The 15,098-nt window shown below is 76.5% G+C and carries 2 protein-coding genes and 1 pseudogene; all 3 read left to right on the forward strand.

Features of this window, described 5'->3' with window-relative positions; translation table 11 throughout:
• Window positions 1-54: 54 nt before the first annotated feature.
• The 3 genes and pseudogenes from ACWEQL_RS09335 to ACWEQL_RS09345 all read left to right on the forward strand — a co-directional run bounded on the left by ACWEQL_RS09335 (window position 55) and on the right by ACWEQL_RS09345 (window position 14,967).
• Window positions 55-10,608, forward strand: coding sequence for an SDR family NAD(P)-dependent oxidoreductase (locus ACWEQL_RS09335; RefSeq protein WP_452149589.1), 10,554 nt, complete (start codon window positions 55-57; stop codon window positions 10,606-10,608).
• Between the two features lie 79 nt (window positions 10,609-10,687).
• A pseudogene (locus tag ACWEQL_RS09340) lies at window positions 10,688-13,846 on the forward strand (type I polyketide synthase); the annotation flags it as partial.
• Window positions 13,847-13,923: 77 nt separating this feature from the next.
• Window positions 13,924-14,967 (forward strand): LLM class flavin-dependent oxidoreductase, encoded by a 1,044-nt coding sequence (locus tag ACWEQL_RS09345; RefSeq protein WP_452149587.1) that lies wholly within the window; start codon window positions 13,924-13,926, stop codon window positions 14,965-14,967.
• Window positions 14,968-15,098 lie beyond the last annotated feature (131 nt).

Genomic DNA, 15,098 nt, shown 5'->3' on the forward strand with positions numbered 1-15,098 from the left:
GTCCGCGCCGGCCCGACCGCGGCCCGTCGGTGCCGTCCGTCCCTCCCCGGTGAGATCCCGTCACCGCGTCAACCCCGTTCCCGCGACACCCCGAAGGGCAGAGCACGCATGTCGAACGACGAGAAGCTCCGCGACTACCTCAAGCGGGTCACGGCCAACCTGCAGGACACCCGTCTGCGCCTGCAGGAGGCCGAGGCCAGGTACACGGAGCCGATCGCCATCGTCGGGATGGCGTGCCGCTACCCGGGCGGGGTCACCTCCCCCGACGACCTGTGGCGGCTGGTCGCCGAAGGCCGGGACGCCGTCTCGGAGTTCCCCGCCGACCGCGGCTGGGACCTCGACGGGCTGTACGACCCCGACCCCGACCACCCGGGCACCACGTACACCCGGCACGGCGGCTTCCTGGCGGGCGCGGCCGGCTTCGACGCCGAGTTCTTCGGCATCAGCCCCCGCGAGAGCAGCACCATCGACCCGCAGCAGCGGCTGCTGCTGGAGACCGCCTGGGAGGCGCTGGAGAGCGCCGGCCTGGACCCGGCCGACCTGCGCTCCACCCCCACCGGGGTCTTCACCGGGATCATGTACAACGACTACGGCTCCCGCCTCAACCCGCTGCCGGCCGCCGTCGAGGGCCAGGTCGGCATCGGCAGCGCCCCCAGCGTCGCCTCCGGCCGGATCGCCTACACGTACGGGTTCGAGGGTCCGGCGGTGACCGTGGACACCGCCTGCTCCTCCTCACTGGTCGCCCTGCACCTGGCCGCACAGGCGCTGCGCTCCGGGGAGTGCACCCTCGCGCTCGCGGGCGGCGCCACCGTGATGTCCACCCCCAACACCTTCGTCGAGTTCAGCCGCCAGCGGGGCCTGTCCCCGGACGGCCGCTGCAAGGCGTTCTCGGCGGAGGCGGACGGCACCGGCTGGGGCGAGGGCGCGGCGCTGCTCCTGCTGGAGCGGCTCTCCGACGCGCAGGCCAACGGGCACCCGGTGCTCGCCGTGGTCCGCGGTTCGGCCGTCAACCAGGACGGCACCAGCAGCCAGCTGTCCGCCCCGCACGGCCCCTCGCAGGAGCGGGTGATCCGGGCCGCGCTGGCCGCGGCCGGACTGACCGCGGCCGACGTGGACGCGGTGGAGGCGCACGGCACGGGCACCCGGCTCGGCGACCCGATCGAGGCGCGGGCGTTGCTGGCCACGTACGGGCGGGGGCGTCCGGCCGGGCGGCCGCTCCGGCTCGGCTCGATCAAGTCGAACATCGGGCACGCCCAGGCCGCCGCCGGGGTGGCCGGTGTGATCAAGGTGGTGCAGGCGCTGCGGCACGGCGTCCTGCCGGCGACCCTGCACGTCGCCGAGCCGACCGGCGAGGTCGACTGGGAGACCGGGGCGGTCGAGCTGCTGCGCGAGCCGGTCGACTGGCCGGCCACCGGCCGCCCGCGCCGGGCCGGGGTCTCGGCCTTCGGCATCAGCGGCACCAACGCGCACGTGATTCTGGAGCAGGCCCCCGAACCCGCTGTCCCGGCCGCCGAGTCGGAGTCGTCGGGCCCCGGGCTGCCGCTGCTGCTGTCCGGCCGTTCCGAGGCGGCGCGCGCCGCGGCGGCCGGGCGGCTCGCGGACTGGCTGGAGGACGGCGGCTCCGAGGTCGCCCTGGCAGACGTGGCGGCCTGGACGCTGGGCCGCGGTGCGCGGCACCCGTTCGGCGGGGCGGTCGTCGCGGGGGAGCGGGCCGAGGCCGTCACCGCGCTCCGGGCGCTCGCCGCGGGCACGGCCCACACGGCCGCGGTGGCGAGGCGTACGGCCGTCTCGCCCGGCAAGGTCGCGCTGGTGTTCCCGGGGCAGGGGTCGCAGTGGGTGGGGATGGGGGTGGAGTTGGCGCGGGTGTCGCCGGTGTTCGCCGAGCGGTTGGCGCAGGCGGGTCGGGCGTTGGCGCCGCATACGGATTGGTCGCTCCAGGAGGCTTTGAACGACCCGGAGTTGTTGGAGCGGGTGGATGTGGTGCAGCCGGTGCTCTGGGCGGTGATGGTTTCCCTTGCCGAGCTGTGGCGTTCCTACGGTCTGCCGGTCGATGGTGTGGTGGGTCATTCGCAGGGGGAGATCGCGGCGGCGGCGGTGTCGGGTGCGTTGAGTCTGGAGGACGCGGCGGCCGTGGTGGCGCTGCGCTCGCGGGCGATCCGGGCGATCGCGGGGGACGGTGGGATGGCCTCCGTTCCGCTGCCGGTGGCCGAGGTTGAAGCACTTCTCGGGCGTTGGAACGGTGAGTTGGAGGTGGCGGCGGTCAACGGCCCGTCGTCGACGGTGGTTTCGGGGACGGCAGCGGCGATCACCGGGCTGGTGGCGTGGGGTGAGCGGAGTGAGGTGCGGGTGCGGCAGGTCCCGGTGGACTACGCCTCGCACTCGGCGAAGGTGGAGCCGCTGCACGCCGAACTCCTGGACCTGCTGAAGGACATCGAGCCGCGTAGCTCGCAGGTCCCGTTCTACTCGACGGTCACCGGCGGCCTGATCGACACGGCCACGTTGGACGCGGAGTACTGGTTCCGCAATCTGCGCAGCCGGGTCCGCTTCGAGGAGACCGTGAACGTCCTCGCGGCCGAGGGCTTCACGACCTTCGTCGAGTCCAGCGCCCACCCGGTGCTGACCGTCGGTGTCCAGGAGACCCTGGCCGAGCGGGACGACGTCCTGGTCACCGGGACCCTGCGCCGCAAGCGCGAGGACCACGGCCCGCTGCTCGCCGCCCTGGCGGCCGTCGAACTCCACGGCCACCGCCTGACCTGGCCGGGCGCGACCGTCCCCGCCGCCCCGCCCGGCCTGCCCACCTACCCCTTCCAGCACCGCCACTACTGGCTGGACGCCCCCACCCTCACCGCCGGGGCCGACGGCTCCGCCCACCCGCTGCTCGGCGCCACCGTCGAGCGGGCCGACGACGGCGGTCTGGTCCTCACCGGCCGTCTCTCCACCCGCAGTCACCCGTGGCTCGCCGAGCACACCGTCGCCGGGACGACCCTGTTCCCCGGTACGGCCTTCGCCGAACTCGCCGCCGCCGCCGCGGACGCGGCCGGCGCGGGCGGGGTGGACGAACTCGTGCTCGCCGCACCGCTGGTGCCGGCCGACGGCGTACGGGATCTCCAGCTCACCGTGCAGCCGGCCGACGAGGAGGGCCGACGGGCCTTCGACGTCTATTCCCGCCCGGACGGGGCCGGCCCGCGCGACTGGACCCACCACGCGACCGGTACCCTCTCCGGCGAACCGGCCGACACCGCACCGGAGTTCACCGAGTTCACCGAGTTCGCCGACCGGTGGCCGCCGGCCGGGGCCGAGGTGCTCGACCCGGCCGACGCCACCGTCCGCTTCGATGCCGTCCAGGTCGGGTACGGTCCGACCTACCGGGGGCTGCGCGCCGCCTGGCGGCACGGCGGCACCGTCTACGCGGAGGTCGAACTCCCCGAGTCCGCCCACGCCGACGCAGCCCGCTACGGCCTCCACCCCGCGCTGCTCGACGCGGCGCTCCAGGCCGACGTCCTGACCGTCCCCGAGGGCCGACCCTCCACCCTGCGGCTGCCGTTCGCCTGGAACGGCGTCACCCTGCACGCCGTCGGCGCCACCACCCTGCGGGTGCGCCTCGACCACCTGGACGCGGACACCCTCACCGTCCGGGCCGTCGACGCCGAGGGCGCGCCCGTCCTCACCGTCGAGACGCTCACCCTGCGCCCGGTCGAGGCCGACCGGCTCACCGCCCCGGTCGCCGACTCCCCGCGCGGCCCGGCCCGGCCGACCCGCGCCCCCGCCCGCCGCGCCGCCGGCCGGACGGGCGGCGACGGCACCGACGCCGAGCGCCTGCTGCGCCTGCCCGCCGCCGAACTGGAGCGCCGGCTGCGCGACCTGGTGCTCGCCGAGGTGGCCGGCGTGCTCGGCTACGCGACGCCCGCCGAGCTCGACCCGGACCGCGCGTTCCGCGACCTCGGCTTCGAATCGCTCACCGCCGTCCAGCTCCGCGACCGGATCGCCGCCGCCACCGGGCTGAAGCTGCCGCCCACCCTCGTCTTCAACCACCCCAGCCCGCGCGCCCTCGCCGAGCACCTGCGCGGCCTGCTCCACCGGGCCGACGGGCCCTCCGCCGACCGCCGGCGCGCGCCCGCCCGCACCGCGGCGGCCGCCGACGAACCGCTCGCCATCGTCGGGATGGCCTGCCGCTACCCGGGCGGCATCGCCTCCCCCGAGGACCTGTGGCGGCTGGTCACCGAGGGCCGCGAGGCGCTCTCCGCGTTCCCCACCGACCGCGGCTGGGACCTCGACGCGCTGTACGACCCCGACCCGGACCGCCCGGGCACCTCGTACACCCGGCACGGCGGATTCCTGGACGGCGCGGCCGACTTCGACCCGGCGTTCTTCGGCATCAACCCGCGCGAGGCCGTCGCCATGGACCCGCAGCAGCGGCTGCTGCTGGAGGCCTCCTGGGAGGCGCTGGAGAGCGCCGGACTGGACCCGGCCGACCTGCGGGGCTCGGCCACCGGCGTGTTCACCGGCCTCATCTACACCGAGTACGGCGGCCGGGTGCGCGGCTCCGCCCCCGAGGCGGAGGGCTACCTCGGCACCGGCAGCGCGGGCAGCGTCGCCTCCGGCCGGATCGCCTACACGTACGGCTTCGAGGGCCCGGCGGTGACCGTGGACACCGCCTGCTCCTCCTCGCTGGTCGCCCTGCACCTGGCCGGCCAGGCGCTGCGCTCCGGCGAGTGCACCCTCGCCCTGGTCGGCGGCGCCACCGTGATGTCCACCCCGGACACCCTGATCGAGTTCAGCCGCCAGCGCGGCCTCTCCCCGGACGGCCGCTGCCGCGCCTTCTCCGCCGAGGCCGACGGTACGGGCTTCGCCGAGGGCGTCGGCCTGCTGCTGGTCGAACGCCTCTCGGACGCCCGCGCCAACGGGCACCCGGTGCTCGCGGTCGTCCGCGGCTCGGCGGTCAACCAGGACGGCGCCAGCAACGGCCTCACCGCCCCCAACGGCCCCTCGCAGGAGCGGGTGATCCGGTCGGCGCTGGCCGCCGCCGGGCTGACCACGGCCGATGTGGACGCGGTGGAGGCGCACGGCACGGGCACCCGGCTCGGCGACCCGATCGAGGCCCAGGCGCTGCTGGCCACCTACGGCCAGGACCGCCCCGAGGGCCGACCGCTGTGGCTGGGCTCCATCAAGTCCAACATCGGCCACACCCAGGCGGCCGCGGGCGTCGCCGGCATCATCAAGGTGGTGCAGGCGCTGCGGCACGGCGTCCTGCCGGCGACCCTGCACGTGGGCGAGCCCACCGGCCAGGTCGACTGGGAGACCGGGGCGGTCGAGCTGCTGCGCGCGCCGGTCGAGTGGACGGACGGTGACCGGCCGCGCCGGGCGGGCGTCTCCGCCTTCGGCATGAGCGGCACCAACGCGCACGTGATCCTGGAGCAGGCCCCCGAACCGACCGTGGAGGCAGCCGAGCCGGAGCCGTCGGGCCCCGGCCTGCCGTTGCTGGTCTCCGGCCGTACGGAGGTGGCGCTCGCCGCCGCGGCCGGGCGACTGGCCGACTGGCTGGAGGGCCCGGGCACGGGCCGCCCGCTGCCCGAGGTCGCCGCCTGGACGCTGGGCCGCGGTGCGCGGCACCCGTTCGGCGCGGCGGTGATCGCCGACGCCCGGGACGAGACCGTCGCCGCCCTGCGCGCCCTGGCCGGGGGAGCCGCCGACCCCGGTCTGGTGACCGGCCGCCGTGCCGAACCGGGTCGTGCCGTCCTGGTGTTCCCGGGGCAGGGGTCGCAGTGGGTGGGGATGGGGGCGGAGTTGGCGCGGGTGTCGCCGGTGTTCGCGGAGCGGTTGGCGGAGGCGGGTCGGGCGTTGGCGCCGCATACGGACTGGTCGCTCCAGGAGGCTTTGAACGAGCCGGAGTTGTTGGAGCGGGTGGATGTGGTGCAGCCGGTGCTGTGGGCGGTGATGGTGTCGCTGGCGGAGTTGTGGCGTTCGTACGGTCTGCCGGTGGATGGTGTGGTGGGTCATTCGCAGGGGGAGATCGCGGCGGCGGCGGTGTCGGGTGCGTTGAGTCTGGAGGACGCGGCGGCCGTGGTGGCGCTGCGCTCGCGGGCGATCCGGGCCATCGCGGGGGATGGTGGGATGGCCTCCGTCCCGCTGCCGGTGGCCGAGGTGGAGGAGCTGCTGCCGCGTTGGAACGGTGAGTTGGAGGTGGCGGCGGTCAACGGCCCGTCTTCGACGGTGGTTTCGGGGACGGCAGCGGCGATCACCGGGTTGGTGGCGTGGGGTGAGCGGAGCGAGGTGCGGGTGCGGCAGGTTCCGGTGGACTACGCCTCGCACTCGGCGAAGGTCGAGCCGCTGCACACCGAACTCCTGGACCTGCTCAAGGACATCGAGCCGCGTAGCTCGCAGGTCCCGTTCTACTCGACGGTCACCGGCGGCCTGATCGACACCGCGACCCTGGACGCCGAGTACTGGTTCCGCAACCTGCGCAGCCGGGTCCGCTTCGAGGAGACCGTGAACGTCCTCGCGGCCGAGGGCTTCACCACCTTCGTCGAGTCCAGCGCCCACCCGGTGCTCACCGTCGGCATCCAGGAGACCCTGGGTGAGCGCGAGGACGTCCTGGTGACGGGCACCCTGCGTCGCAAGCGCGAGGACCACGGCCCGCTGCTCGCCGCCCTCGCGGCCGTCGAACTCCACGGCCACCGCCTGACCTGGCCGGGCGCGATCGTCCCCGCCACCCCGCCCGGCCTGCCCACCTACCCCTTCCAGCACCGCCACTACTGGCTGGACCCCGCCCCGGACATCAGCGACCCCGGCCACCTCGGCCTGCACTCCGCCGAACACCCGCTGCTCGGCGCCACCACCGACCTGCCGGACGGCAGCACGCTGTACACCAGCCGCATCTCGGCGAGCACCCATCCCTGGCTGCTCGACCACGCCGTGACCGGCACCCCGCTGCTGCCCGCCACCGCGCTCGTCGAGCTGGCGCTGCACGCCGGCCACCGCGGCGCCGTCCCGGAGCTGGCCGAACTCACCCTGGAGGCACCGCTGCCGCTGGGCGAGGGCGCCGTCCACGTCCAGACCACCGTGCAGCCGCCCGACGACTCCGGCGCCCGTGCGCTCGCCGTCCACTCCCGTCCGGCCGCCGCCGGCCCGGAGGAGCCGTGGACCCGGCACGCCACCGCCCTGCTGACGCCGCAGGCCCGTCCGCACGTCCCCGCCGAACCACCGACCGGCCCGGCGGCCGCCTGGCCGCCGCCCGGCGCGCAGCCCGTCGACACCGGCGCGCTGTACGGGACGCTGGCCCGGCACGGCTACGACTACGGCCCGGCGTTCCAGGGCGTCCGCGCCCTCTGGCGGCTGGACGGCGCCGTGTACGCGGAGATCACGCTGCCCGAGGACCGTACGGCCGAGGCCGCCCGGTACGGACTGCACCCCGCCCTGCTGGACGCGGCCCTGCACCCGCTGGCTGCCGGTCTGCTGGACGGCGGCGGCGAGGGCGGCGGCCGCCCGCTCGCCCTGCCCTTCGCCTGGACCGGGGTGACCCTCGCCGCCACCGGCGCCACCACCCTGCGGGTACGCCTGACGCAGGACGGCGCCGGGTCGATCACCCTGAGCGCCACCGACCCGGCCGGGGGCCAGGTGGTCGCCGTCGAACGGATCGCGCTGCGCCCGCTGGCCCCCGGCGCGCTGGTGGCCCCGGCCCGGTCGGCGGGCCACCCCGACGGCCTGTACGAGCTGACCTGGACGCCCGCCGCCACCCTCCCCACCGACCGCGCCGACTGGCTCCTGCTGCCCGGCCACGTCCTGCTCTCCGGCACCGACCCGATCTCCGCCACCGACCTTCTGACCGCCACCGACCCGCTGACCGGCACCGATCTGCTGCCCACCACCGACCTGCCCGCCACCGTCGTGCTGCCGCTGGATCTGCCCCCGACCCCCGACTCCGGCACCGCCACCGACGTGGTCGCCGCCACCACGGGACTGCTCGCCGTGCTCCACCACTGGCTCGCCCAGGAACACCTGGCCGGCACCCGGCTCGCCGTCCTCACCCGGGGCGCCGTCGCCACCGGGCCCGGCGACGCCCCGGTGGCCCCCACCGCGGCCGCCCTCTGGGGCCTGCTGCGCAGCGCCCAGACCGAACACCCGGGCCGCTTCGTCCTGCTGGACACCGACCACCGCCCCGGCTCCCGGGACGTGCTCGGCGCCGCCCTCGCCCTGGACGAGCCGCAGCTCGCCCTGCGCGGCGCAGCGGTCCTCACCCCGGCCGTCACCACCCTCGCCACCGGCTCCGACCTCACCCCGCCCGCCGGGGAGGACGCCTGGCGCCTCACCCCGACCGGCGACACCCCGGACGCGCTCGCCCTGCTGCCCGCCCCCGACGCCGCTCGTCCGCTCGCCCCCGGCGAGGTGCGGATCGCGGTCCGCGCGGCCGGGCTGAACTTCCGGGACGTGCTGATCACCCTCGGCGTCTACCCGGACCGGGCGCTGCTCGGCACCGAGGCCGCCGGCGTGGTCACCGAGGTCGGCCCGGAGGTCCACGGCCTGGCGCCCGGCGACCGGGTCACCGGGCTGGTGTCCGGCGGCATCGGGCCGGTCGCGGTCACCGACCACCGGCTGCTCGCCCGGATCCCCGTCGGCTGGACCTTCGCCCAGGCCGCCGCCGTGCCCGCCGCCTATCTGACGGCCTACTACGCGCTGGTCGACCTGGCCGGGCTGCGGCCCGGCGAGCGGATCCTGGTGCACTCGGCGGCCGGCGGGGTCGGCATCGCCGCCGTCCAGCTCGCCACCCACCTGGGCGCGGAGGTGTTCGGCACCGCCGGGCCCGCCAAGTGGGAGACCCTGGCCGGGCTCGGCATCGACCCGGCCCGCACCGCCTCCTCCCGGACGCTCGACTTCGAGCGGAGCTTCCTGGAGGCCACCGAGGGCCGGGGCGTGGACGTGGTGCTCAACTCCTTCACCGAGGACTTCGTCGACGCCTCGTTGCGGCTGCTGCCGCGCGGCGGCCGCTTCATCGAGATGGGCAAGGCCGACCTGCGCGACCCCGCCACCGTCGCCGGGCTGCACCCCGGCGTGACCTACCGCTCCTTCGACCTGCTGGAGGCCGGGCCCGACCGGATCGGCGAACTGCTCACCGAACTCCTCGCGCTGTTCGACGACGGCGCGCTGCGGCTGCCGCCGGTCACCGCCTGGCCCGTCACCCGGGCCCGCGAGGCCCTGCGCCACCTCGGCCAGGCCCGGCACACCGGCAAGGTGGTGCTCACCGTCCCGGCGCCGCTCGACCCCGCCGGCACCGTGCTGATCACCGGCGGCACCGGCACCCTCGGTGCGCTCACCGCCCGCCACCTGGTCACCGAGCACGGCGTACGGCACCTGCTGCTGGCCGGCCGCCGTGGGCCGCAGGCCGCCGGGGCGGGCGAGCTGATCGCCGAACTCGGCGCCCTGGGCGCCGAGGTGACCGTCGCCGCCTGCGACGTGGCCGACCGCGACGCCCTGGCGGGCCTGCTCGCCACCGTGCCCGCCGACCATCCGCTGACCCTGGTGGTGCACGCGGCCGGCACCCTGGCCGACGGCGTCCTGGAGAGCCTGGACGCCGAACGCCTGGAGACCGTGCTCGGCCCCAAGGCCCTGGCCGCCGCCCACCTGGACGCGCTCACCCGCCAGGCCGACCTGGCCGACCTGGTGCTGTTCTCCTCGGTCTCCGGGGTGCTCGGCGGCGGCGGCCAGGCCAACTACGCGGCCGCCAACGCCTACCTGGACGGCCTCGCGCAGCGCCGCGCCGCCGAGGGCCTGCCCGCGACCTCGCTCGCCTGGGGCCTGTGGCGGACGGCGAGCGGCCTGACCGGCCACCTGGACGGCACCGACCGGGCCCGCCTCGCCCGTGGCGGCCTGGTGCCGCTCACCGACCGGGAGGGCCTGGCCCTGCTGGACGCGGCCCGCGCCGGCGGCCGTCCGGCCGTGGTCACCACCCGCTTCGACCTGCGGGCCGCCGCCGTCGGCGTCCCGCCGCTGCTGCGCCCCCTGGTGCGCGGCGGTACGGGGGCCCCGGCCCGGCGCAGCGCCGCCTCCGCGGCCACCCCCTCGGCCGCCGGGGCGCCCGCCGCGCTGCTGGAGCGGCTCGGCGCCCTGGACGTGGCCGGGCGCGCCGAGGCCCTGCTGACGCTGGTGCTCGGCCAGGCCGCGGCGGTGCTCGGCCACGGCGCCGGTGACGCGGTCGCCGCCGACCAGGCGTTCAAGGAGATCGGCTTCGACTCGCTGACCGCCGTCGAGCTGCGCAACCGGCTCGGCGCCGCGACCGGGCTGCGGCTGGCTCCCACCACCGTGTTCGACCACCCGACCCCGCAGGCCCTGGCCGCCCATCTGCACCGCGTGCTGACCCCCGGGGACGAGGACGCCCCCGACCCGCTGCTGCGCGAACTCGACCGGCTGGAGGCCCTGTTGCCGGCCCTGGCGGCCGCCGACGGGGGAGCCCGCGGCGAGGTCGGCCGTCGGCTGCGCGAGCTGCTCTGGCGGTTCGACGACGGCCCGGCCGCCGAGGCCGCCGGCGAACCGGCCGGCGATCTGGCGACGGCCACCGACGAGGAGCTCTTCGCCGCCCTGGACGACGAGCTCGACCGACCCGGAACGGAGGTCTGACATGGCCGGCACCACCCCATCCACCCCATCGACCCCATCCACCGCATCGACCCCATCCACCCCGGGTACCCCGCCCGGCACCACCGAGGAGAAGCTGCGGGACTACCTGCGCCGCGCCACCGCCGACCTGCGCCAGGCCCGCCGCCGCATCACCGCCCTGGAGGAGCGCGCCCACGAGCCGATCGCCGTCATCGGCATGGCCTGCCGGCTGCCCGGCGGGGTGCGCACCCCCGAGGAGCTGTGGCGGCTGCTCGCGGAGGGCCGGGACGCCATCGGCGACTTCCCCGCCGACCGCGGCTGGGACCTGGACGCGCTGTTCGACGCGGACCCGGCCAACCCCGGCACCTCCTACGCCCGGCAGGGCGGATTCCTCGACGGCGCCGGGGAGTTCGACGCGTCCTTCTTCGGCCTCGGCCCCCGCGAGGCGCTCACCATGGACCCCCAGCAGCGCCTGCTGCTGGAGACCGCCTGGCGCGCCTTCGAGTCCGCCGCCGTGGACCCGGCCACCCTGCGCGGCAGCCGTACCGGCACCTTCGTGGGCATGATCGCGCAGGACTACGCGCCCCGCCCGTACGAGGTGGCCGGCGAGCTCGACGGCTACTTCATGACCGGCAACGCCGGCAGCATCGCCTCCGGCCGGCTCGCCTACCACTTCGGCCTGCACGGCCCGGCGCTGACCATCGACACCGCCTGCTCCTCCTCGCTGGTCGCCATGCACCTGGCCGCCCGCTCGCTGCGCGCCGGGGAGAGCGACCTGGCGCTCGCCGGCGGGGCCTGCGTGCTCGCCCACCCGCGGGTGTTCCTGGAGTTCAGCCGCCAGCGCGGGCTGGCCCCGGACGGACGCTGCAAGCCGTTCGCCGCCGCCGCCGACGGCACCGGACTCGCCGAGGGCGTCGGCCTGCTGCTGCTCGAACGGCTCTCCGACGCCCACGCCAACGGCCACCGGGTGCTCGCCGTGCTGCGCGGCTCCGCCGTCAACCAGGACGGCCCCAGCAACGGGCTCACCGCCCCCAGCGGCCCCGCCCAGGAGGAGGTGATCCGCCAGGCGCTGGCCGACGCCCGGCTCACCCCCGACCAGGTCGACGCCGTCGAGGCGCACGGCACCGGCACCACCCTCGGCGACCCGATCGAGGCCCGCGCCCTGCTCGGGGTGTACGGGAGGGCCGCACGCGAGCGGCCGCTGCGGATCGGCTCGCTCAAGTCCAACATCGGGCACACCCAGGCCGCCGCCGGGGTGGCCGGCGTCATCAAGCTGATCCTCGCGCTGCGCCACGACACCCTGCCCGCCACCCTGCACGTGGACGCGCCCACCCCGCACGTCGAGTGGTCCGAGGGCGCCGTCGAACTGCTCACCGAGGCCTCGCCCTGGCCGCGCGGCGGCCGGCCCCGGCGGGCCGCGATCTCCTCCTTCGGGATCAGCGGCACCAACGCCCATCTCGTCCTGGAGGAGGCCCCCGACCCGCGCACCGACGAACCCGCCTTCGCCGGGCCGATCGAGGAGCCCGCCGACCCGCAGACGTCCGACGAACGGCCCTGGCTGCTCACCGCCCGCACCCCCGAGGCGCTGCGCGCCCACGCCCTGGCGCTGGCCGGGCACGCCGAGGCCGGCGCCGACCGGACACCCGCCGACACCGCGCACCGGCTCGCCCACGGCCGCGCCCGCTTCCCGCACCGCGCCGCCGTGCTCACCGACCGTCCCGCGGAGATCGCCCCGGCGCTGCGCGCGCTGGCCGCCGGCCGTCCGCACCCCGCCCTGGTCCGGGGCACCGCCGCGAACGCCGTGCGCACCGCCTGGACCTTCTCCGGCCAGGGCTCCCAGCACCCCGGCATGGGGCGCGAACTGTACGCCGGACACCGGGAGTTCGCCAAGGCGCTGGACGCGGCCTGCGACGCCCTCGACCCGCACCTGGACCGCCCGCTGCGGGACGTGATGTTCGCCGGGCCCGGCACCCCCGACGCCGCCCTGCTGGACCGCACCCGCTACACCCAGCCCGCGCTGTTCGCCCACCAGAGCGCGCTCGCCCGGCTGCTCGGCACCCGCCTCGCACCGCCGGACGCCGTCCTCGGCCACTCGATCGGCGGGATCTCCGCCGCCCACCTGGCCGGGGTGTTCGACCTGGAGGACGCCGCCGCGCTGGTCGCCGCCCGGGCCCGGCTGATGGACGAACTGCCCGCCGGCGCGGGCGCGATGCTCTCCGTCCAGGCCGCCGAGCAGGACGTCCTCCCGCTGCTGGAGGGCCACGGCGACGCCCTCGGGCTGGCCGCCGTCAACGGCCCGGCCTCCACCGTGGTCTCCGGCGACACCGCGGCGGTCGACGCCTTCGAACGCCTCTGCGCCGCCCGGGGCCTGCGCACCCGCCGGCTGCGGGTCTCGCACGCCTTCCACTCCGCCCACCTGGACCCGGTCCTGGAACGCTTCCGCGCCGAGGCCGCCGCCCTGCGCTACCACCGGCCCGAGCTGGCCGTCGTCAGCGACCTCACCGGCGAGGACGCCGACCCGGAGCGGATCGCCGGGCCCGACCACTGGACCGAGCACATCCGCGCCACCGTCCGCTTCGGCCGGGGCGTCGAGACCCTGCGCGAACGCCACGGCGTCACCGCGTACCTGGAGGTCGGCCCGCACGCCACGCTCAGCGCGCTCACCGCCGCCGTCCACCCCGAGGCCGTGCACCTGGCCGCCCAGCGTCGTGAACTGCCGCAGGCCCGCGCCCTGGCCCTGGCGCTGGCCGGGGCCGAGACCCACGGACTGACCGTCACCCGCCCGGCCGGGCCGGCGCCCGCCGGCTGGGCGGACGAGGTACCGGGCCACCCCTTCGCCGCCACCGGCCACTGGCTGGCCACGCCCGGCCCGGTGGGCACCGCCACCCGGCACCCGGAGACCGGGGACGAGGCCGTCGAGGAGCCCGGCGGGGGACTGCCCGCCGACGACCCCGCCGCGCTGCTGCGCCGCTGGGCCGGGGCGCCCGGGGCGGCGGAGGGCACCGCCCTGCTGCTCGCCCTGGTCCGCGAGCAGGCCGCGGCCGTCCTCGGCTACTCCTCCCCGGAGGAGGTCGGCGAGCACGACCGCTTCCAGGACATCGGCTTCTCCTCCTTCAGCGTCCTGGACCTGCGCAACCGGCTGGTCGCCGCGACCGGCCTGGAACTGCCGCCGGTGGTCGCCTTCGACTTCCCGACCCCGGCCGGGCTCGCCGCCCGCCTGCACCACCTGCTGGCCGCCCCCGAGGCGTCCGCGGCCTGAACACCCGCCCCCTTCACCACACACCCCTCCACCACACACCCCGTCGAGTCACACCCCGTCGAGCGGAGAGCCCCGTCATGCGCATCGGAATCACCTATCTGAGCATCTCCCCCTCGGTGGACCGGGCGTCCGCCCGGCAGAAGTACCTGGACTTCGGCCGCCAGGTCGAATGGGCCAACGACCAGGGCTTCGCCGGGATCTGGGTCACCGAGCACCACTTCTCCGGCTACAGCCTCAGCTCCTCCCCGCTGCTGCTGCTCGGCCACGCCGCCTCGCTCGCCCCCGACCTGCGGATCGGCACCGGCATCCTGGTGCTGCCGCTCTGGGACCCGGTCCGGCTGGTCGCCGACGTCAACACCCTCGACCAGCTCACCGGCGGCCGCCTCGACCTCGGCATCGGCCGCGGCTACCAGCCGCACGAGTTCCTCGGCTTCGGCCGCGACATCGAGCGGAGCCGGGCCGCGTACGAGGAGTCCGTCGAGGTGGTGCTGCGGCTGCTCACCGAGACCGAGGTGACCCACAAGGGCGAGTTCCACCGGATCGACGCCCCGGTCTCGGTGCTGCCGCCCGCCCACCAGAGCCCACACCCGCCGATCTGGGCGGCCGCGGTCACCCCCGAGTCCACCCGGCACGCCGTCCGCCACGGCTTCCACCTGCTGGGCCTGGCCCTCTCCACCCCGGCCGAGGTCGCCGCCCAGTGGCGTACGGCGGCCGCGCTCGCCGCAGAGGAGGGCGTCACCACCGAGGGCCGCCGCTACGCCGTCAACCGCTTCGTCCACGTCGGCACCGACCCGGCCGGGCGGCGGGCGGCCGCCCGTGAGGTGGCCCGGCAGATCCAGACCTCCCGCGCGCTCGCCCAGGGCGCCTACCCGATCGGCGGTGCCCCGCCGATCCCCACCGCCATCGACCCCGCCGACGAGGAACTCGCCCACGAGCGGCTGCTCGCCGGCTCGCCCGAGCAGATCGTCGAGCAGCTGCGCGAACTCGCCGAGGCCGGTGTCGACCAGGTCAACGCCGCCTTCGAGTACGGGACGCTGCCCGCCGAGACCGCCTTCGCCTCGCTGAGACTGTTCGCCGCCGAGGTGCTCCCGGCGCTCAAGGAGTTCCCCACCACAGGATGAGTCCCGGGCACGAAGGGGAGGGGGGGGGGGGCCCGCCGGGGTGGCGGGCCCCCCCCCGCCGGGGGGGTCGGGCCCGGGGGTGGGAGGGTGGGGGGGTGTGGGGAGAGGTTTTTTGAGTGGGGGTTGGTGTG

This window comes from Kitasatospora sp. NPDC004240, from assembly GCF_053603215.1.

Excerpts from the sequence above, each read along its gene's own strand:
- ACWEQL_RS09345 (WP_452149587.1), top strand. The coding sequence starts at position 13,924 with ATGCGCATCGGAATCACCTATCTGAGCATCTCCCCCTCGGTGGACCGG.